Consider the following 20,091-nt stretch of genomic DNA (forward strand, 5'->3'; position numbering starts at 1 on the left):
AATTATGCCTGCTCGACGAGCGGGGCCACCTTGGTGCCGAGCAGTTCGATCGCGCGCATCACCTGGTTGTGGGGCAGCGGCCCGACGCTGGGGTGCAGCATGAACCGCTCGATGCCCAGGGTGTCGCGCATGCCGGCGATCTTCTCCGCCACTTGCTCGGGGTTGCCGAGCACGAGCGAACCGCCGGGTCCGCGCAGACCGTCGAATGCCTGCGGGTTCATCGGCGCCCACCCGCGTTCGCGTCCGAGGCCGGTCATGGCCGCGGCGTACGACGGGTAGAACTCCGAAACCGCCCGGTCCTCGGTGTCCGCGACGTAACCGTGCGCGTGGACGGCGATGGGCTGCGGTTCGTGCCCACCCTCCGACACGGCACGACGGTGCAGGTCGGCCAGCGGTGCGAATCGGGCGGGTTGTCCGCCGATGATCGCGAGCGCCATCGGCAGGCCGAGGAGTCCGGCGCGGGCCACCGACTCGGGATTGCCGCCGACCCCGACCCAGATGGGAAGGGGACGTTCGGGCCGTGGGTAGACGGACTGGTCCGTCAGCGCCGCCCGGTGCCGTCCCGACCAGTTCACGGTCTCGGAGTCGCGGAGGGCGAGTAGCAGGCCGAGTTTCTCGACGAACAGGTCGTCGTAGTCGGCCAGGTCGTAACCGAAGAGCGGGAACGATTCGGTGAACGAGCCGCGACCGGCCATCACCTCGGCACGCCCGTCGGAGATCAGGTCGAGGGTGGCGAATTCCTCGAACACCCGCACCGGGTCGTCGGAGCTCAGGACGGTGACCGCGCTGGTCAATGCGATGCGGGACGTCCGGGCGGCGGCGGCCGACAGCACGACCGCGGGTGCCGACGCGGCGAAGTCCGCGCGGTGGTGCTCACCGACGCCGTACACGTCGAGGCCCACCTGCTCGGCGAGGACGACCTCTTCGAGCAGATCCTTCAGGCGCTGCCGCGGGGACACCGCCCCGGTTCCGCCGGAACCGACCTCGGCGAACGTCGTCAACCCGAGTTCCATGCCACCACTCCTCGTGATAGTTGAACCATCAATTAAATGATGTAACTGCGCGGGTGGACGGGATATTCCATCCGATGGTTCAGACCGGGGCGGGCGGGGAACCCGTCGACCATGGCGAAATACCGAGTGATCGATCCCCAGGGCAGTGTCGTCGAGACGAAGGAGATCCCGAGCGCCGGTGACGCGCACGCATGGTTCGTCGACGTTCGCGCAGACAATTCCGAACTCGGATGGCGGATGGAAGTCGACGAGGACGGCACCTGGGCGTTCTTCGACGACACCGAGGGTGCCACAGAGAAATAGAAATAGAGGCACATCGTGCTCGCCAGCGACCCACGGAAAGTGGGCGTCGAGGAGGAATTCCACCTCATCGATCGCAAGACCCGGCGCCTGACCACCCGCGCGCCGGAGTTGCTGGCACGACTTCCCGACGGGGTGTTCGTCGATGAACTTCAGCAGTGCGTCGTCGAGGTCAACAGTGGTGTGTACGCCGACCTCGACGGCCTGCGGAACGACCTGGAGCGGCATCGGAGAGTGCTGATCGACGCGGCCGAGGGGCTCGGCATCGGCGTGGCGGCCGCGGGCTCGATGCCGCTGGCGCTGCCCGCCGAGATGCACGTGACGGGGACGCAGCGTTACCGGCGCATGCTCGCGGACTACCAGGTGCTCGCCCGCGAGCAGCTGATCTGCGGCACGCAGGTTCACGTCGACCTGCCCGACCGCGACGAGGCCGTGCAGGTCGCGCACCGCGTCGCTCCGCACATGCCAGTCCTCCTGGCGCTCAGCGCGAGTTCCCCGTTCCGGTCCGACGGTGCGGACACCGGCTATGCCAGCGCGCGGACGCTTCTGTGGTTGCGCTGGCCGAGCACCGGTCCGGCCGCGCCGGTCTCCTCGGCTGCCGAATACGGCACCCTGATCGACGACCTGGTCGCCAGTGGGGTGATCAGTGACCCCGGTATGGCGTATTTCGACGTCCGGCCGTCGGTGAAACTTCCGACCCTGGAGTTGCGGGTGTGCGACAGCTGCCCGCGACTGGACACGGTCGTGCTCGTCACCGCACTGTTCCGTGCGCTCGTGGAACGCGAGGTGGAGGGTTTGCGCGCCGGGACGAAGGGCGTCGAGGTCGTCCCGACCCTGACCAGGGCGGCACTGTGGCGGGCGGCGCGGTCGGGGTTGGAGGAGGACCTCGTCGACGTGACGGTTCCGCAGGCCCGTCCTGCGGCGGAACTCGTCGGCGACTTCGTGAATTCGCTCCGGCCGCAGCTCGAGGAGACCGGCGACTGGGACACCGTGGTGGAGCTGTCCGCCGAGGCCACCGCCCACGGCAGCTCCGCCGCCCGGCAACGTCAGGCGCTCGGTCGCCGTGGCCGGCTCACCGACGTGGTCGATCTGCTGCTCGCGGAGACGGCGGGCCGCTCCGAGCACCTTCCCGAAGCGGAGACGCCACCCGCGCCGCGCGAGCTCGGCCCGAGGTCGACCGGTGCCGGCCGAACCCGGCGATATTGGAGCGCGCGGTTCTGGGACCGCGGCGACACCGCCGACATGAACTGGACGGAGTCGACGGAGCTCGACGAGAAAAAGCTGATCGAGTGGCGCCGGGATCTGCACGCGCACCCGGAACTGTCGTTCGAGGAACGCAGGACCACCGGCGTCGTGCGCGCCCACCTCGTCGGTCTCGGGCTCGCACCCGTCCTGTTGCCCGGCGGAACGGGCCTGTGGTGCGATGTCGGTCCGGACACCGGCGAGTGCATTGCGCTGCGCGCCGACCTCGACGCGCTGCCGATCGCCGAGACGACCGGTCTCCCGTTCGAGTCGCGGGTGCCCGGGGTGTCACACGCGTGCGGTCACGACGCCCACACCACCATGTTGATGGGGGCGGCATCCGTCCTGGCGAAATACCCGCCGCCGTCCCGGGTCCGGCTCGTCTTCCAGCCCGGGGAGGAGACGACCCCCGGCGGCTCGGTCGACACGATCGCCGCGGGCGCACTCGACGGGGTGTCGAAAATCTTTGCACTGCACTGCGACCCGAATCTCGAAGTCGGCAAACTGGCCACCCGGACCGGGCCGATCACGTCGTCCAACGACTCCGTCACCGTGCGGTTGTGGTCGGCGGGGGGACATACCGCGCGACCCCATCTGACCGGCGATCTGATCCACGCCGCGGCCGTCCTGGTGACCGGTCTGTCGTCCGTGCTCGACCGCCGGATCGATGCCCGGACCGCGACCGTCCTCACCTGGGGGAAGGTGGCCGCCGGGCAGGTCGCGAACTCCGTTCCCGAATCGGGTGAACTGGTCGGCACCCTGCGCAGCGCGTCCCGCGAGACGTGGGCCTCGCTCGAACCGCTGGTCACGGACACGATCGGTCACCTGCTCGCGCCGTACAACGTGCGGTACGAACTCTCCTACCTGCAGGGCGTCCCGCCCGTCGTCAACGATCCCGACTGCACCGCCGACCTACGGGAGGCGATCGAATCGGTCGTCGGCTTCGACCACCTGGCCGAGGCCCATCAGTCCAGCGGCGGCGAGGATTTCGCGTGGTACCTCGAGAAGGTTCCGGGCGCGATGGCCAGACTCGGCGTGTGGGACGGGATCGGCACCCGGCAAGAGCTTCACCAGCCGGGGTTCAACCTCGACGAACGCGCCATGATCCACGGGGTCCGGACGCTGGTCGCGCTCACCCGGCTCGAAGACCAGTCCGGGTGACCGCGGCGTCAGGCCGGTTTGGCGGCGGCATCCGCCAGTTTCGGCACCGTCGCCTCGACGGCGTACGGGAGGCTGAGGACATTCCAGACGAGGACGTCGATGTCGAACTGCTCCTTGCTGATGGTGAACGCGTCCTGGTCGGCTGCGAGTTGCGCGATCTGCTCCGGGACGACGAACCCGAGCGACGTCATCAGAGAGCGCGGGTCGTTCGGGGAGCGGACGTAGAACGTTCGCCTCGTACGCGAAACGGCCTCACCGGTGAACTGTCCGCGGTTGAAGACTTCGGGGTGCGTCCCGCCGAGCGCGTCCTGGGCCCAGAGCCACGTGGCGTCGGCCAGGCCGACCCCGGCACTCACCGTCAGGAACTTGCGGCGGTCGAGCGTTCGCATCCACACGCCTCCCTGTAGGTGAGGCTGACCTACAGGGAGCGGTCCCGGCCGTGCATCTGCGGCGGAAACGGGGGAGTCGGCTCGGGAATCGGAGGCGTCGGCGGAGGTCCCGGAGGTCCCGGCGGTTCCGGCTGTGGTCCGGGCTCGGGAGGTGCAGGTTCGGGGCCCGGCTCGGGCGGAAACGGGTGAGGCGGCGTCGGCGTCGGCGGCACCGGAGGAGGGCCTGGATCCGGCGGCACCGGCTCCGGGTCCGGCACGGGATTGCCGAGCTCGTCGTGGGCACTCGTCATCAACTGACCACCTTCTGATCGGCTGATTGAGTGGTACCCGGAACGGGCATCCCGCAATCACGGGACGAGCTGTGGCCGCCCGGGAACAAAACGCGGGATCGGTGCGTTGTCTAGCAACCGTGCCCCGCAAGTGTGGAATTTCACGACACGGGGAACATGAGCCAAAGGGAGGAAGTCATGGCAACCGACTACGACGCACCACGGGTTACCGTCGACGACGAACTCGCCGCGGACTCGCTCGAAGAATTGAAGACACGGAGGAACGACTCGCAGTCGTCCGTCGTCGACGTCGAGGAGACCGACACGGCGGAGTCTTTCGAACTGCCCGGCGCCGACCTGTCCGGTGAGGAACTCACGGTCCGCGTCGTCCCGAAGAGGGCCGACGAATTCACTTGCAGCAGTTGCTTCCTGGTCCATCATCGGTCGCGTCTCGCGTCCGAAGAGGGCGGACAGCTGATTTGCCGCGATTGCGCATAGGAGGCCCGAGTGGCCGAGGTCAGTAGAACGTTCACCGTCGCCGCACCGCTCGAGAAAGTCGTCGCGTACCTGCGCGACTTCGCGAACACCACGGCCTGGGATCCCGGGACCGACAAGTGCGAGCAGACCACCCCCGGCCCGGTGGGGGTGGGCACGGAATGGCACAACGTGTCGTCGTTCTTCGGACGCACCACCGAACTCACCTACCGCATGACCCGCGACGACCCCGATCACGTCGTCTTCGAAGGTCGCAACAAGACCGCAGCCACGTCGGACGATCTGGCGTTCGAGAAGGTGGACGACGCCTCCACGTCGATCACCTACCGCGCGCAACTCCACTTCACCGGCCTGGCGCGATTCGCCGACCCCGTCGCCCGCCTCGCATTCGAGGTGCTCGCGGCCAAGACCGTCAAACAGATGACCGGGGTTCTCGAAGCGAGGTAAGCGGTACCACGATTCACCAGCGCCCTCACTCTCGACGAGTGAGGGCGCTTCGTCCCCTCGGATCAGGGTATGATCCGGTCCTCGTGATCCGAAAAGATCCGCCGCACACTGTGTTTGCGGGTGACCGGGTCGAAACTGCGCGTGGGTATCCAGACCGCGAAGTACATCGCCCGGACCAGCCACACACCGATCCACGAGACGCGTGCCTGCTTCGTCAACCCGTGGGCGCGCAGCGTGCGGGGGAGTGATGCCGTGTACTCGAAATACGACTTGCGAGACGACAGCATCCGCCGGCCGGACACCTGTACCTTCATCCCGGGCAGCATTGCGATCTTGATTCCCGCACCCTGGAGTGAGAGCGAGATGTCCGAGTCTTCCCAGATGCCCCGGCCCTCGTGCAGTGCGGGAAGGATGGTTTCCCACGCGCTCTTGCGCACCGCCATATTCGCCCCGTACACGCCGCGAGCTTCCTGAACCCCGGCGTCCTTCTTCGTGTCGGATGCCACGCGCACCATGAATCGCTGGACGCCCTGGAGTGGCATGTCGTACTGCTCGAACGGGCCGAGTGCGGCCCCGAACTCCGGGTCGGCGGCGGCGAAGAACTCGCGGATCGAGTGCGCCCAACCCGGCTGCACGACGGTGTCGGCGTCGATGCGCGCGACGATCGGCGTCTTCGCTGCTGCGATACCTGCGTTGCGGGCGGGGATCAGGCCGGGCTGTTCCTCGGTGATGATGCGAAGTCTGCCCGCGGCTTCGTGTGCCTGGGCCACGGCGACGGTGTCGTCGGTGCAGTTGTTGTCGACGACGATGATCTCGTCGATTTGGTCGCCCTGTGCAACGAGCGCGTCGAGCGCTCGACCGATGGTGGCCTCTTCGTTGTAGACCGGTATGACGACGGTCAGTGTTGGTGCAGGTCGAGGCTCGTTCTCCGGTGGGTTCTGCTGCTGCCCATCGGTGGGGGGCTGCGTCATCGCACGATCCTTTGGTGGAGGGTGGTCGAAGAGCACTCTACATACTCACGGGTTTGGTTGTGGTTGAGGTGGGAACACGACCGACGATACGACCGCCGAGGCACGAGTGCAGGATGGCGCCGATCTATCGGTGATGTTTCGGAGTGTGGAGCGCGTGCCGGCATCGTCCGCCCACCGGGGTCTACCGTGGGTAGACCGCGAAGATGTTTCGCGGTGTGCGCGCGGTCCCCGCCGGGATCGCCCGGTGGGTTCGTGACCCCCGACAATCCGCCAACTCTCTCCGAGACTGCTCGATTCTTCAATCACTTCCCACGGCGGATCGGCGAGGGATCCTTCGCGGGGGACTCGCGCTGCAGTCGGCTCCCGTGCTACTGCTCGAAGGGGCCGGATCCCCAGTCGATCGAACGTCGTCCACGCAGAAGGAGCGCTGAGAAAGTGAAGTTGGCACCACGCGACGCCGCATGGGTGTACCTGGAGCAGGAGAACACCCCGTTACTCAGCATCGCGATGTACGTCTTCGACACGTCGACGGATCCGCGAGGTTCGATGACCCCGGGCGAGGTCAGGGCGTTCGTTGCCGAGCGGGTGACCACGGTGGACGTGTTCACGCGTCGACTGCAGCGTGTGCCCCTCGATCTCGACCACCCGAGCTGGGTGGCGGACCACGACTTCGACATCGACAACCACCTCGAGGTCACCGATGCGCGAGGCGGAGGGTGGGGCGAGCTCCGCCGCATCGCCTCGGAGTTCGTTGGCCGCGGGTTGGATCTGCAGCGTCCGCCTTGGGAGATGCAAGTCGTTACCGGGTTGACGGACATCGATGGTGTCGCGGACGCGTCGGCGGTGCTGTTGAAGTTCCACCACTCGGTGGGCGATGGCACGGCCACCCTGGAGATGACCCGACGACTCTTCGCCGCTCAGGTTGACCGAGAGCAGGTGACGGGGCCGCAAACGCCAGTCGGGCCGAAATCGGTCAGGCAGGCGATACCGACGATCTCACGGCAGTTGCGCGCGTTCGTGCGAGGCATCCGGCACGTCTCGGCCGCGGGCAAGGAAGTGAAGGCCGCGGTCGACAGCGGAGACGTCCGGATGCCACCGAGGACGCGACCGGCCACGAGGTTCAACGGGAGCGTGGGCCCGGAGCGGACGTTCGACGCCGCTTCGTTCCTGCTCGACGACGTCCGGGCCATCCGAGCCGCAGGGGACGCGACGGTCAACGACGTGGCATTGACGGTGGTCTCGGGCGCCCTCCGCGACTACCTACGGGAAGTCGGCGAGGAAACCGAAGAATCGTTGGCGGCGAATGTTCCCATGTCGCTCCGGTCGCTCGGACACTTGGAGTCGGCAAACCAGATCACGGTCCTGCAGGTCGATCTTCACACCGACATCGACGACCCCCTCGAGCGGCTCCGCGCGATCCACACCTCCACAGCGGCGGAGCGGGACCGCAAACAGCGCGCCGAGGTTCTGCGTTCCGAGTCGCTGGTCGACGTGACTCCAGGTTTCGTCGTGCGGGCGATCAACTGGATCGCATCACGGTTGCCGTCCTCTACCTCGTCGGTTCCATACTTCAACGTCGTGACGACCAACGTCGCACGCGGTGGCGTTGATCTGTGGCTGCGGGACGCGCAGGCCGTGTCGACGTACGGTGCCGCGGCGCTGACGGACAGACAGGGTCTCACACATGCGATCCATTCGCTCGGCGACACACTGACCATCTCGGTTCTCACGACTCCGAACATGATGGACGACCCCGAGCGCTACGTGGCGCTGATCCACGCACAGTTCGACTCCCTGGCGGCGGCAGTGGGGGCATCGACCTCGACCATATGACCGGTGCGCGCCTGGGCGCCCCGCACCGGTGATGCGGGGCGCCGCTGCATGTCGGGGGCGATCAGCTGAGGTGATGCACCTCCTGCAGCCCGTAGACCGGTGTCGGGATCTCCTCGTGCCGGGCCTTGAGCTGCAGAGCGAGATACAGCGAGTAGTGCCGCGACTGGTGCAGGTTGCCGCCGTGGAACCACAGCGCTTCCTGCTGGGTCGGCTTCCACATGTTGCGCTGCTCGCCCTCCCACGGTCCGGGGTCCTTGGTGGTGTCGGAGCCGAGGCCCCAGCACTTTCCGACCTTGTCGGCCACTTCCTGACCCATGAGGTCGGCGGCCCAGCCGTTCATGGACCCGTAGCCGGTGGCGTAGACGACGAGGTCGGCCGGCAGTTCCGTCCCGTCGGTGAGAACCACGGCGTCCTCGATGAGATGGTCGACCTGTCCGGACACGAGGTGGATGCTGCCGTCGGCGACGAGGTCGGACGCGCCGACGTCGATGTAGTAGCCGGACCCACGGCGCAGGTACTTCATGAACAGACCGGACCCGTCGTCACCGAAATCGAGCTTGAATCCGGCCTTTTCCAGTCGGTCGTAGAAGTCCCTGTCCCGTTCGGCGATCTTCTGATAGATCGGGATCTGGAACTCGTGCATGATCTTGTACGGCAGCGACGCGAACGTGAGGTCGGCCTTCTCCGTCGTCATTCCCGCCGCGACAGCGCGCTCCGAGTAGAGGTCGCCGAGGCCGAGATCCATCAGGGACTCCGACTTCACGATGTGCGTGGACGACCGCTGCAGCATCGTCACGTCGGCGCCGTTCTCGAAGAGCGCCTTGCAGATGTCGTGAGCCGAGTTGTTGGCTCCCACGACGACGACGCGCTTCCCCACGTAGGCGTCCGGACCGGGGTGCTGACTCGAATGGTGCTGCTCGCCCCGGAAGACGTCCTGACCCGGGAACGACGGGATGTTCGGCTTGCCCGACATGCCGGTGGCGAGCACCAGCTGCTTCGGGTGGAGTACCACGTCCTCGCCGTCGCGGTCGAGGACGACGGTCCACTCCTCGGTCTCCTCGTCGAACGTCGCGGACGTGCAGGTGGTGGACGACCAGTACGGAATCTCCATCACCTTGGTGTACATCTCCAGCCAGTCGCCGATCTTGTCCTTCGGCGCGAAGACCGGCCAGTTGTCCGGGAACGGCATGTAGGGCAGGTGGTCGTACCAGACCGGGTCGTGCAGGCACAGCGACTTGTAGCGGTTGCGCCACTGGTCGCCGGGGCGTTCGTTCTTGTCCACGACGATGGCCGGGACCCCGAGTTGGCGCAGCCGCGCGCCGAGCGCGATGCCGCCCTGGCCACCGCCGATCACGAGAACGTACGGCTGGCGGGTGTAACCGAGTTCCCGCTCCTCGATCTCCCGTTTCTCCGCCCAGCTCAGGGTCTCGCCGCCGGAGCCGTGAACTGCACCCTTGACGCGGTTCCGTCCCCGGCGTTCCTCGTGGCCCTTCAACTCCTGCAGTGTGGTGAGGAAGGTCCACGCCTCGTCACCCTTCAGGCGCAGGTGTCCCTTGCCCCGGCCCGTCGCGGTCTCGAATTCGATCCACGCCGAGGTGACGCCGTCGGCCTCGTCCGGTGTCTCGGTGGTGCGGAAGTTGACGGGGTCGGTGTCGTCCAGGCGTGCGTGCAGCATCGCGGCGACGGCGTCGCGTCCCTCGACCGTCTTGAGGTTCCAGGTGAACGCCACCAGGTCGCGCCAGAAGCTGTCGACTGCGAACATGCCCGCGGCGCGGTCGACGTCGCGCGCGGCGAGAGCGGATTCGAAGCTCGCCAACCACAGGTCGACTCGTTCCTGAGGTGTCAGGGACGTCTGCACCGCAGTCGGCTGGACCGTCTGTGTCATGTACCTCTCCTTCGCTTGGTATGTGACATACAGCACACTCCGGAGTGGGGCGGGCGGCAAGCGTTGCATCGTGTTGCAATCCCGCCCGTGAGTACTTGTCAACGTCCCGCGGTTGATAAGTACTCACGGGGCGAATGTCGAAATCCGTGGTGGCCCGTTCGACGTACTGTGTGAGTCCACGGCAAGAAGGCCTGGACCGACCACAATCGAGGAGGAAATCATGCGGGTCATGGTGATGATCGAGGGTGCAGGTGCCGACGAAGACAAGATCGCCCCGACCGAGGAAATGCTGGCCGCGATGGGCGCGTACAACGAGGAATTGGTGAACGCGGGCATCATGCTCGACGGCCAGGGTCTGAAGCCGACCAGCGCAGGGGCGCGGGTGGTGTTCGAGGGCGGCACGACGTCGGTGGTCGACGGCCCGTTCACCGAGTCGAAGGAGATCATCGCGGGCTACTGGATCTGGGAGGTGCGATCCCTCGAAGAGGCGATCGAGTGGGTCAAGAAGTGCCCCGCCGACCCCGGCACCGGAATGCGCCAGCTGATCGAGGTGCGGCCGATCTTCGAGTCGGAGGACTTCGGGGACGAGTTCACTCCGGAGCTGCGGGAGAAGGAAGAGGCACTCGCGGCGCGGATCCGCGAGCAGCACCCGAACGGCTGAGTCCGGTGGACGTCCAGCGCACGGTCGAGGCGGTGTGGCGCATGGAGTCTCCGCGCCTCATTGCGTCGCTCACCCGCCTCGTCCGTGACGTCGGGATCGCCGAGGAGATCGCTCAGGACGCGTTCGTGCTCGCGCTCGAACAGTGGCCGGAGCAGGGCATCCCCGGCAAACCGGGTGCGTGGCTGACGGCCACGGCCAAGCACAAGGCGATCGATCGCATTCGCCGTGAACGATCGCGGCAGTCGAAATATACGGAGATCGCCGTCGATCCGTCCGCGCAACCGCCGAGCGCCCTGCCCGCGTCGGACGCCGTCGACGGCGTGGAGGACGACCTGCTGACCCTGGTTTTCGTGGCATGTCATCCGGTGCTTCCCCGGGAATCGCGTGTGGCACTGACCCTTCGACTGGTCGGGGGTTTGCGCACCGACGAGATCGCGCGGGCGTTCCTGGTCCCCTCGGCGACGATGGGGCAGCGGATCAGCAGGGCCAAGCGGACGCTGTCGGAGGCGAAGGTCCCATTCGAAGTGCCCGCACGCGAGGAACTTCCGGCACGGTTGTCGGCGGTGCTCGAGGTGGTCTATCTGGTGTTCAACGAGGGGTACTCCGCCACGTCGGGTGAGGACTGGATTCGGCGTGACCTCGCGTCGGAGGCGATGTGGCTCGCCCGTGTCCTCGCCGGCCTGCTGCCCCGGGAACCGGAGGTGCACGGACTGGTGGCGCTCACCGAGTTGCAGGCGTCACGGTTCGCCGCCCGGGTGGGTCCCGACGGTGAGCCGGTCCTGCTGCAGGATCAGGACCGGTCGCGGTGGGACCGAACCCTTCTGACGCACGGCAATGCCGCGCTGGAACGGGCAGTCGGGCTCGGCCGCCCGCTCGGCCCCTACTCGCTGCAGGCCGCGATCACCGGGTGTCATGCCCGGGCGCCACGTTTCGAGGACACCGACTGGGAGGCGATCGTCGCCCTGTACGACGCGCTGGCGCAGGTGGCGCCGTCGCCGGTGGTGGAACTCAATCGTGCGGTGGCGTTGCTGCATTCGGACGGACCCGAGGCGGCGCTCGCTGCTCTCGACGCCGTACGGGACGACCCTCGGCTGGCGCGCCACCACCTCTACGGCGCCGTGCGGGGCGAAGTCCTCGAACGCCTCGGTCGTTACGACGAGGCGGCCCGGACCCTCGAGGACGCCGCGGCGACCGCACCCACCCACCGTGAACGGAACCTCCTCATGGCCCGCGCCGCCGCCGCGTCGGAGCACGCCGAGCCGTGAGTCTCGACCGTTGATTCATGATTTCCTGAATACAGAAACCGATGTACAGTCAGGATCGTGGAGACACTGGTCCACCGGGACGCCCTCGCGCGTTTCGGGTACGCGCTGTCGGACACCACCCGCACACAGATTCTGCTGAGCCTGCGGTCCGGGCCTGGGTATCCGTCGGAGTTGGCCGAGAAGATCGGGGTGTCCCGGCAGATCCTGTCGAATCATCTGTCGTGCCTGCGTGGCTGCGGTCTGGTCGCCGCGGTGCCGGAGGGAAGGCGGAGCCGGTACGAACTCGCCGACCCGCGGATCGGACGTGCCCTCGACGACCTGCTCGGCCTGGTGCTCGCGGTCGATCCGTCCTGCTGCCCGGACGCGGAGACCGAAGGCTGTTGCTGATGGCGTCCGAACTCGGCATGCCCACCAGGCCGTCCGGCGAACGCAGGCAGGTCCTGTCCCGCCGGATCAGGTTCTTCGTGGCCGCGACGATCACCTACAACGTGATCGAAGCGATCGTGGCACTCACCGAGGGTGCGCGGGTGTCGTCGACGGCGTTGATCGGGTTCGGCCTGGATTCGGTGATCGAGGTGTCGTCGGCGGCCGCGGTCGCGTGGCAGTTCGCGGGACGCGATCCCGAGTCACGGGAGAAGGTCGCGCTGCGCGTCATCGCGTTCTCGTTCTTCGGGCTCGCCGCGTACGTGAGCGTCGACGCGGTGCGGTCACTGCTGGGGGTCGGCGAAGCGCAGCACTCGACGGTCGGAATCGTGCTGGCCGCAGCGAGTCTGGTCGTGATGCCGGTCCTGTCGTGGGCGCAGCGGCGGGCCGGTCGTGAACTCGGTTCCCTGTCTGCGGTGGCGGATTCCAAGCAGACCCTGTTGTGCACGTACCTGTCCGCGGTGCTGCTGGTCGGGTTGCTGCTCAACAGCACCCTTGGCTGGTCGTGGGCCGATCCGATCGCCGGCCTGGTGATCGCGGTCATCGCGGTGAAGGAAGGCGTCGACGCGTGGAAGGGCGACACCTGCTGCCCCGCGCGGGTCGGTGCTCGCGCCGCGGATCAGGATCCCGGCGGCGACTGCTGCGACTTGTGATCGCCGAACGGCTCGTCGCGTTCGCGGACGGCCTCACGGAATCCGGCTGTGGCCGAGCGTAATTGGAACGCGTATCCCTCGCGGGTGTGCCGGGACATGCCGTCGAAGACGGTGCTCACCATCGTCGAATTCGCGACGCCCTGCGCCAGCAGTGCGCTGTTCAGTGCGAGTTTCACCATCATCAGCTGATTGACGGGCATCCTCGCGATCCGCTCGACGAGGTCCTCGGTGCGCCGGTCGAGTTCCTCCGCGGGCGCCGACTCCACCGCGAGACCCCACTCGGCAGCCTGCCGTCCCGTGATGCAGTCGCCGGTGAGGAGGAGTCGCTTCGCCCGCTGGTCGCCGAGGCGGTGCGCCCACATGCCCGCGGCAGGCACACCCCACACCCGGGTCGGGGGATAGCCGATCTTCGTGTCGTCCGCGGCGACGATCTGGTCGCAGTACAGCGCGATGTCGGTGCCGCCGGCCACGCAGAATCCGTGGATCTTCGCGACCGTCGGCTTGTTCGCGTGGAGTAGGCTCGCGAAGGCGCGGTTGAACCGGCTCATCATCGCGTAGTCGGCCATCGGATCCCAGTTGCCGAACGGATTGTGGTTGCGCGCCTGCACGATCGGATCGAGCACGGTGCCCGTCGTGCGGTCCGGCCCCTCGCCGGTGTGGCCGCCGTGCTCGGCGAAGATGCCCAGGTCGTATCCGCCGCAGAATCCCTTTCCGTGCCCCGCCAGCAGGATCACGTGGACGCGGGGATCGAGGTCGGCGCGTTCCACGGTGGCGGCGAGCTCCAGAGGAGTGTCGGCGGTGATCGCGTTGCCGTGGTCGGGACGGTTGAACGTGATCCGGGCGATGCGTCCGGTCACCTCGTAGGTGAGGGTCCGATACTCCGCCGGGGCGTCCGGCCGATCCGGTTCCCGACCCGCGAACAGGGAGTCGTCGCCCTCGTCCCAGCCGTCGCGCCAGGCCGCCGGACGGGTGCCGGCGTGGTCGTCGTGGCCGGTCACGACCCCACCTTGGGTGTGGCGCGGTCGATGATGGCGGCGGTGTCGACGCCGGTCGGCAGCGTCCCGAACACGGTGCCCCAGTCGCCGGACAGCCGGCTGACGCAGAACGCGTCGGCCACCGCCGGATGCCCGTGGCGGATCAGCAGCGCACCCTGCAGGGCGAGCGCCATGTCGCCAACGACCCGCCGCGCCCGGTGCTCGAGTGAGCTGACGTCGCTGAAACTCGCCTTCAGATCCGCGACGGCGGCGTCGAGTCGCGCGTCGGCTCCGGCAGCGGAATCGAGTTCGTCGAAGAAGACCTGAAGCGTCTCCGGCTGTTTCGCCATCGCGCGCAGGGTGTCCAGGGCGGCGACGTTGCCGGAACCTTCCCACACCGACAGCAGGGGAGCCTCCCGGTACAGCCGCGGCATCCGTGATTCCTCCACGTACCCGTTGCCGCCCAGGCATTCCAGGGCCTCGGCGGCGTGGATCGGGCCGCGTTTGCAGACGAAGTACTTGCTGACCGCCAGCGAGATGCGACGCAGGGTGTTCGCGTGCTCGTCGCCCGCGGTCGCGCGGTCGGTGAGCGCGGCCAGCCACAGGGCGACGGTCGTGGCCGCCTCCGACTCGACGGCGAGGTCGGCGAGCACGTTCCGCATCAGCGGCTGATCCACCAGGTGAGCGCCGAATGCGCTGCGGTGCACGGCGTGGTGCGCGGCCTGCGCGGTGCCGACACGCATGCCGGTGGCCGTGCCGATGGTGCAGTCGAGGCGGGTCATGTTGACCATCTCGATGATCGTCCGCACGCCGCGGCCTTCCTCGCCGACCAGCCACGCCACGGCCTCGTCGTACTCGACCTCGCTGCTGGCGTTGGAATGGTTGCCGAGTTTGTCCTTGAGTCGCTGCAGGTGCATCCGGTTGCGGGTGCCGTCCGGCAACACCCTGGGCAGGAAGAAACACGACAGTCCGCCGGGGGCCTGCGCCAGCACGAGGAACACGTCGGACATCGGCGCCGACGTGAACCACTTGTGCCCGGTCAGGACGTAACTGCCGTCGGACTGCGGCACGGCGCGGGTGGTGCCCGCGCGGACGTCGGAGCCGCCCTGCTTCTCCGTCATCGACATCCCGGCGATCAGCCCGGCCTTCGTCAGTGGAGGGTGCAGCGCCGGATCGTAGACCCGGGCGGTGAGCAACGGTTCGTACTGTTCCGCCAGCTCACGGTTGTGGCGCAGGGCGGGGACGACGGCGTACGTCATGGAGATCGGGCAGCCGTGACCGGGGTCGACCTGGCCCCACACCGCCATCTTCGCGGCCCGGACCAGGTGGGCGCGCGGGTTGGGGTCGGCCCACGGCGCGCCGTGCAGGCCCATCTCGACGGCAGTAGTCATCAATTGGTGGTACGCGGGGTCGTACTCCACCTCGTCGATGCGGTTGCCGTAGCGGTCGTGGGTGCGCAGGACGGGAGGGTGCGCCTCGGCGAGATCGCCCCAGCGCTGCGCCTCCTCGCTTCCGGCGAGGCGGCCGACGTCATGCAGTTCCTCGAGCGCGTCGTGGGCGCCCTCGCGTTGCAGCGCTTCGAGGATCGGTGCGTAATCGGCCGCGTCGAAACTGACCAGCGGCGGCACCTGGTTGACGACCTCGTGTGTGGCACTCATGTCGGGCTCCCGAGGGATCGAAGGGTGAAGGTGAGCAGGGCGGGGATGATCGCGCCGTCGGCGGCACCGCGGGCCAGGGGCAGAATCAGGGCTTCGCCGATGGCGCCGACGATGCAGGCGGCGGTCACCGACGCGTCCTGTTCCGGGATCTCCCCGGCCTCGACGGCGGCGGCAATCGCGACCGCGAGGGCGTCGCGGAACGACTCGCGGAACAGGAGGCGTTCGGTGTCGACCTGCGGGTCGACGGGCTCGACGAGCAGCGCGTAGGCCAGGGTGGGTGCGCGCAGCGCGCGTTCGGCGAACGTGCTGACGGAGGCGGATACCGCGGCGACGCAGCGGCCCTCGGCGCCCCGGGCGGCGTTGCCGGATTCGACGGCGGCGCTCACCTCGCGACTGCAGACGATGCGGAAGACTTCCGCGAACAGTTCGCCCTTGTTCGCGAAGTGCCGGTAGACGGTGCCGGTGCCGACCCCCGCCTCGGCCGCGACCGCGGAGATCGAGCACCCGGCGTATCCGTGGCGGGCGATCAGCCCGATCGCGGAATCGATGAGGGTGGTGCGGAGCGCGTCCAGGCGTTCCTGGACGGCGGGTGTGCGCCGGTAGGCCATATTCAAGGAGTGAACACCCGTTCCGTTCTTCCGTCAAGGGTGCTAGCGTCGGCTGCACCAGCGAGGAAAGGCGCACTCGATGACTTCCGACGTGGTACTCGTCCGCAAGGACGGCCCGGTCACGACCATCAGCCTGAACCGGCCCGAAGTCCGCAATGCCGTCGACCGGCCCACCGCCGACGCGCTCGCCGACGCCTTCCGCGCATTCGACGCGGACGAGGACGCGTCCGTCGCGGTGCTCCACGGTGAGGGTGGAACATTCTGTGCGGGAGCGGATCTCAAGTCGATCAGTTCCGGGAACGGGAACCGGGTCGCACCCGACGGTGACGCTCCGATGGGGATCTCCCGGATGCGGTTGTCCAAACCGGTGATCGCCGCGATCGACGGGCACGCGGTGGCAGGCGGGCTCGAACTGGCGCTGTGGGCCGACCTGCGGGTCGCTGGTGCGGACGCCGTCCTCGGAGTGTTCTGCCGCCGCTGGGGCGTGCCGCTCATCGACGGCGGAACCGTCCGCCTGCCGAGGCTCATCGGGGAGAGTCGCGCGATGGACCTCGTCCTCACCGGCCGGCCCGTCGACGCCGACGAAGCCCTGAGCATCGGGCTGATCAACCGGAAGGTCGCGGCCGGGGAGGCCCTCACCGCGGCTCGGCAGCTGGCCGCCGAGATCGCCGGTCTGCCTCAGGTGTGCCTGCGGCAGGACCGGTTGTCGCTACTCGAGCAGTCGGGGCTCACCGAGGATCAGGCCCTGCTGAACGAATTCCGGCACGGTGCAATCTCTCTGGCCAACGGAACGGTCGAGGGTGCCGCACGCTTCGCCGCCGGGGCAGGCAGGCACGGTGATGCTGCGCCCGTGAGTGCTTATTAACCAAGGGCGGTTAATAAGCACTCACGGGCGATAGCATTGTGCGCGTGGACGACTGGTCGGACGAGCGGTCCTCACCCGCGAACACGCTGCCGCCGGGGACGCCGGGTGCCTCCTGGCGACGAGTGCGGTTCCGGCGCGCGGTGTGGTGTGCGTACCTGCTCGCGCTGGCCGTCACGATCTACACGCTGGGGCTCCCCACCGACCGCATCTACCAGGCGACGTGGATCGTCGCCGGCCTCGTCGCCTTCACGATAGACCGGCCGTGGCAGGACCATCTGCGCGTCGTGCGGGACTGGTTGCCGCTCATCGCCGCTCTCGTCGTGTACGACCTCAGCCGGGGGTTTGCCCACGAACTCGGGATGCCGGTGCGGGCGGAGGAACTGGTGTCCGTGGAGACCTGGCTGTTCGGCGGCACGATCCCCACGGTGTGGTTGCAGGAGAATCTGCTGTCCCCGACGGGTGAGCTGCCGTGGTGGACTCTGCTCACGGGAATCGTCTACACCAGCCACTTCATCGTTCCGTGGGTCGTCGCGGCCGTCTTCTACGTGTACTCGCGCGACCTGTGGTCGGGGTACATGCGGCGGGTGCTGTTGTTGTCGTATCTCGGCCTGCTCACCTACATCCTGCTTCCGTCCGTTCCGCCGTGGCTGGCCGCCGAGGGGGACGTGATCTCGGGCAGCGTGGGCCGCGTCGCCGGTTTCGGATTCGGTGTGGTCCCCACGGATGTCAGCACACGGTGGCTGGAGGCACAGAGCAACCCCGTCGCCGCGCTGCCGTCCCTGCACGCGGCGTTCGCCCTGCTCGTGGCCGTCGCTCTCTGGCCGTTCGCGAAGAACCTGTGGTCGCGGGCGCTGCTGGTCGCCTACCCGCTCGCCATGGCGTTCGTGTTGGTCTACGGCGGCGAGCACTACGTCGTGGACGTGCTGGCGGGCTGGGCGTACCTGGGCCTGGCGGTCCTGCTGGCACGGGCGTGGGAGTCCCGCACGACGGTATGGCCCGGCCGGGCCGTCACCGCCGGCCGCCCGCGGCGTCGCTGGTGACCGACACCTCGTCGAACATGGGCTGGAGGAAAGGCAGGATGCGGCCTACGATCGCCTCGTTGTACGCGACCGGTTGCTGATTCGGATTCGCGTGACCGGTCCCGTCGAGCTTCGCCACCAGCAGCGCGCCGTCGGTCCCGCCGGACTGTTCGACGAGGATCTTCTGCGTGTAGTCGACGTCGACCACCTGGTCCTTCCACCCCGCGCGGGGACGCACGAAGACGATCCCGGGCCGCGGCTTGTCTTCCGTCTCCACCGCCAGCGACTTCAGGTTGTCGATCGCACCGGACGCGACGATGGTCTTGAACTGCGATTCGATCAGCCCGTTGCTCGCCACGTCCTCCGACAGGACCTTCTCGGTGAGGACCTCGTCGACGACGTCGCGGAACTCGTCGACGTCGACGTGCGGATACCAGTCCGACTTCGTGTCGAGGAACCTGCTCTGCCGGGCCGCGGTCTCCACCAGCAGGCGCATCGTCCGGCTCTCCCGCGCGCCGGGGAGCCAGCCGATCCACCGCAGCATGTCCTCGCCGCTGTCGCGGCTCCCGGCCCGGACGGCGTGCAGGTCCACCGGGGTGCAGTCGAGTACCACTCCGATGAGGTTGGCGTCCGTGTCCTCGTAGATGTGCTGCGCGACCTCCAGCGCGACGACGCCACCCATGCTGTGCCCGGACAGGACGATGTTGTCGATGCCCTCGTCGGCCGCGCGGGCGGCGATCAGTTCGCTGATCACCTTGGTGTCGATGCCGCCGTTGTCGTACTGGACCGCCCATACCCGCCCGATGCGGTCGTACGAGGACAGGGTGCGGGCCGTGTCGGTGGCATCCTTGTTGCCCAACCCGACCAGGTCGACGACGGCGGTGTCGTGGTCTGCGGGCGACTGCGCGTCGTACACCTCGTGGATCTGTGGCTGGGTGAGTGCGAGTCGCTCGCGTTCGGGTTGCACGTCGTGAACCCAGTACTGGCCGCCGGCCAGGAGCAGGGGGACGGTCCCGAGCGCGACCGCGGCGAGGAGGCGCCGGGTGCGACCGAATTTCTGCCACTGGTGACCGAGCCGTGTCGCGTGCAGACGCGCCTTGCGGCGATCGTTGCTCCAGTCGGCCACGGTGGACGGATGGCGTGTCATTCTCTCCGACATCCACTCCGATGGTACGCGCGGGAGCAGAGGGGCCCGGTGGCATGGAAGTTACGGTGCGTTACAGCAGTTGGACATTCGCCAGTTTCCAGCCGCTGCCCTCGTGGACCAGCGCCAGTTGCATGCGGTTCCGGTCGACACGAGGGTCCGGGGAGTTGGAGTTGGTGACCGTCTGGTCGAGGAACACCAGGACTTCGGCGGCGTCCTGATCGCCGCTCGCCAGCCCGGCCTGCACGATCTGGGCGGACGACGTGGCCTGGTACTGGACGATCATGTCCCGCAGGTTCGACGCCACTGCGAATACTGTCCGGCGAATGCGCCGACGGAGTTGCTCTTGACCAGCGACAGGTTGGTAAGACCATCGCCGACCGCACCACCCAGTCGCCGGTGCTGGCATGGTGCAGCGCCTTGTGCGGTGTGGTGAGCAGGAAGTTGAACTTGGGCGCCACCAGCTTGTAGACGTCGGCAGTCGCCGAGCACCCGAACGTCTTCCGCTTCCTGGCGGACGGCGAGCTGAAACAGGACGGCGCGGGATCAGCCCTGTCCCTCGATGTCGAGCGCGACCTCACCGACCGGCTGGCCGACGAAGTACCCGGTGTCCGGTTTTCCGGAGTCTTTCGACGACTCGAGCCACAGGTCGGTGGTCGAGACCATGATCCCGACCGCGGCGCGGGCGGTGAACCGGACGTCGGAGACTTCGGCGGACACGGACTCGAAGATCGTCGACGCGACCCCGGCCAGCCATGGGATCGAACTCGATCCCACCGAACCTCGCTGCCTCGCACTTGCCCGCATCAACGCCCC

The 20,091-nt window shown here is 67.9% G+C and carries 21 protein-coding genes; 11 read left to right on the top strand and 10 right to left on the bottom strand.

Annotated elements, in window-relative coordinates:
• Window positions 1-2: 2 nt before the first annotated feature.
• Window positions 3-1,013: an LLM class flavin-dependent oxidoreductase gene (locus tag QM806_RS11400; RefSeq protein WP_265146926.1), complete on the bottom strand. Its 1,011-nt coding sequence runs from the start codon at window positions 1,011-1,013 to the stop codon at window positions 3-5.
• A gap of 111 nt (window positions 1,014-1,124) precedes the next feature.
• On the opposite strand from QM806_RS11400, the gene QM806_RS11405 reads away from it, so the two are divergent.
• Together QM806_RS11405 and QM806_RS11410 are read left to right on the top strand one after the other, a co-directional pair.
• Window positions 1,125-1,316 carry a hypothetical protein gene (locus QM806_RS11405; RefSeq protein ID WP_009477291.1) on the top strand — a complete coding sequence of 64 codons (192 nt, stop codon included), beginning with the start codon at window positions 1,125-1,127 and terminating at the stop codon, window positions 1,314-1,316.
• Between the two features lie 15 nt (window positions 1,317-1,331).
• Window positions 1,332-3,716: a glutamate--cysteine ligase gene (locus QM806_RS11410; RefSeq protein WP_283291394.1), complete on the top strand. Its 2,385-nt coding sequence runs from the start codon at window positions 1,332-1,334 to the stop codon at window positions 3,714-3,716.
• Window positions 3,717-3,724: 8 nt separating this feature from the next.
• Here the strand turns inward: QM806_RS11410 and QM806_RS11415 are convergent, their stop codons facing one another.
• A complete protein-coding gene (locus QM806_RS11415) occupies window positions 3,725-4,105 on the bottom strand; it encodes an ABC transporter substrate-binding protein (protein ID WP_283291396.1) in 381 nt (126 codons plus the stop codon).
• A gap of 467 nt (window positions 4,106-4,572) precedes the next feature.
• Between QM806_RS11415 and QM806_RS11420 the strand changes: the two genes are divergently transcribed.
• Both QM806_RS11420 and QM806_RS11425 read left to right on the top strand, forming a co-directional pair.
• Window positions 4,573-4,872 (top strand): DUF4193 domain-containing protein, encoded by a 300-nt coding sequence (locus QM806_RS11420; RefSeq protein ID WP_005248611.1) that lies wholly within the window; start codon window positions 4,573-4,575, stop codon window positions 4,870-4,872.
• Window positions 4,873-4,881: 9 nt separating this feature from the next.
• Complete coding sequence (locus tag QM806_RS11425) at window positions 4,882-5,316, top strand: SRPBCC family protein (protein ID WP_005567831.1); 435 nt, start codon at window positions 4,882-4,884, stop codon at window positions 5,314-5,316.
• Window positions 5,317-5,378: 62 nt separating this feature from the next.
• On the opposite strand, the gene QM806_RS11430 is transcribed toward QM806_RS11425, so the two are convergent.
• A complete protein-coding gene (locus tag QM806_RS11430; protein ID WP_005567833.1) occupies window positions 5,379-6,287 on the bottom strand; it encodes a glycosyltransferase family 2 protein in 909 nt (302 codons plus the stop codon).
• Between the two features lie 435 nt (window positions 6,288-6,722).
• Here QM806_RS11430 and QM806_RS11435 point away from each other — a divergent pair, with 435 nt between their 5' ends.
• The gene (locus QM806_RS11435) at window positions 6,723-8,120 is read left to right on the top strand and encodes a wax ester/triacylglycerol synthase family O-acyltransferase (RefSeq protein ID WP_005567835.1); all 1,398 of its coding nucleotides are present in this window, start codon (window positions 6,723-6,725) and stop codon (window positions 8,118-8,120) included.
• 61 nt (window positions 8,121-8,181) lie between these two features.
• Here QM806_RS11435 and QM806_RS11440 read toward each other — a convergent pair whose 3' ends face one another.
• Window positions 8,182-10,005 (bottom strand): NAD(P)/FAD-dependent oxidoreductase, encoded by a 1,824-nt coding sequence (locus tag QM806_RS11440; protein ID WP_005567837.1) that lies wholly within the window; start codon window positions 10,003-10,005, stop codon window positions 8,182-8,184.
• A gap of 220 nt (window positions 10,006-10,225) precedes the next feature.
• On the opposite strand from QM806_RS11440, the gene QM806_RS11445 reads away from it, so the two are divergent.
• From QM806_RS11445 to QM806_RS11460, 4 genes are read left to right on the top strand one after another with little or no spacing between them, the layout of a single operon-like run.
• A complete protein-coding gene (locus QM806_RS11445) occupies window positions 10,226-10,666 on the top strand; it encodes a YciI family protein (protein WP_005253402.1) in 441 nt (146 codons plus the stop codon).
• Between the two features lie 5 nt (window positions 10,667-10,671).
• Window positions 10,672-11,931, top strand: coding sequence for an RNA polymerase sigma factor (locus QM806_RS11450; protein ID WP_283291399.1), 1,260 nt, complete (start codon window positions 10,672-10,674; stop codon window positions 11,929-11,931).
• Window positions 11,932-11,988: 57 nt separating this feature from the next.
• The gene (locus QM806_RS11455) at window positions 11,989-12,318 is read left to right on the top strand and encodes an ArsR/SmtB family transcription factor (RefSeq protein ID WP_005253404.1); all 330 of its coding nucleotides are present in this window, start codon (window positions 11,989-11,991) and stop codon (window positions 12,316-12,318) included.
• Window positions 12,318-13,007, top strand: a complete 690-nt coding sequence (locus QM806_RS11460; protein WP_064079895.1) for a cation diffusion facilitator family transporter — start codon at window positions 12,318-12,320, stop codon at window positions 13,005-13,007. Before QM806_RS11455 ends, QM806_RS11460 begins: the two co-directional genes overlap by 1 nt.
• On the opposite strand, the gene QM806_RS11465 is transcribed toward QM806_RS11460, so the two are convergent.
• From QM806_RS11465 to QM806_RS11475, 3 genes are read right to left on the bottom strand one after another with little or no spacing between them, the layout of a single operon-like run.
• On the bottom strand, window positions 12,974-14,005 hold the full coding sequence (locus QM806_RS11465; RefSeq protein WP_283291401.1) for a crotonase/enoyl-CoA hydratase family protein: 1,032 nt from the start codon (window positions 14,003-14,005) through the stop codon (window positions 12,974-12,976). The two genes, QM806_RS11460 and QM806_RS11465, sit on opposite strands and share 34 nt — an antisense overlap.
• A complete protein-coding gene (locus tag QM806_RS11470) occupies window positions 14,002-15,639 on the bottom strand; it encodes an acyl-CoA dehydrogenase family protein (RefSeq protein WP_054247989.1) in 1,638 nt (545 codons plus the stop codon). Before QM806_RS11470 ends, QM806_RS11465 begins: the two co-directional genes overlap by 4 nt.
• Window positions 15,636-16,247, bottom strand: a complete 612-nt coding sequence (locus QM806_RS11475; protein ID WP_005567845.1) for a TetR/AcrR family transcriptional regulator — start codon at window positions 16,245-16,247, stop codon at window positions 15,636-15,638. The genes QM806_RS11470 and QM806_RS11475 overlap by 4 nt, the downstream gene beginning before the upstream one ends.
• A 79-nt stretch (window positions 16,248-16,326) precedes the next feature.
• On the opposite strand from QM806_RS11475, the gene QM806_RS11480 reads away from it, so the two are divergent.
• Together QM806_RS11480 and QM806_RS11485 are read left to right on the top strand one after the other, a co-directional pair.
• Window positions 16,327-17,112, top strand: a complete 786-nt coding sequence (locus QM806_RS11480; protein ID WP_043790319.1) for a crotonase/enoyl-CoA hydratase family protein — start codon at window positions 16,327-16,329, stop codon at window positions 17,110-17,112.
• Between the two features lie 140 nt (window positions 17,113-17,252).
• A complete protein-coding gene (locus tag QM806_RS11485; protein WP_122975627.1) occupies window positions 17,253-18,152 on the top strand; it encodes a phosphatase PAP2 family protein in 900 nt (299 codons plus the stop codon).
• Here the strand turns inward: QM806_RS11485 and QM806_RS11490 are convergent.
• From QM806_RS11490 to QM806_RS11500, 3 genes are all read right to left on the bottom strand, one after another.
• Window positions 18,121-19,278 (bottom strand): alpha/beta fold hydrolase, encoded by a 1,158-nt coding sequence (locus QM806_RS11490; protein ID WP_133985952.1) that lies wholly within the window; start codon window positions 19,276-19,278, stop codon window positions 18,121-18,123. The two genes, QM806_RS11485 and QM806_RS11490, sit on opposite strands and share 32 nt — an antisense overlap.
• A 70-nt stretch (window positions 19,279-19,348) precedes the next feature.
• Window positions 19,349-19,582 (bottom strand): hypothetical protein, encoded by a 234-nt coding sequence (locus QM806_RS11495; RefSeq protein WP_242322301.1) that lies wholly within the window; start codon window positions 19,580-19,582, stop codon window positions 19,349-19,351.
• A 239-nt stretch (window positions 19,583-19,821) separates the two neighbouring features.
• A complete protein-coding gene (locus QM806_RS11500) occupies window positions 19,822-20,052 on the bottom strand; it encodes a TetR family transcriptional regulator (RefSeq protein ID WP_269591127.1) in 231 nt (76 codons plus the stop codon).
• Window positions 20,053-20,091 lie beyond the last annotated feature (39 nt).

It is taken from the genome of Rhodococcus sp. IEGM 1351, from assembly GCF_030056875.1.
In the GTDB taxonomy this organism is placed as follows: Bacteria; Actinomycetota; Actinomycetes; order Mycobacteriales; family Mycobacteriaceae; genus Rhodococcus_F; species Rhodococcus_F opacus.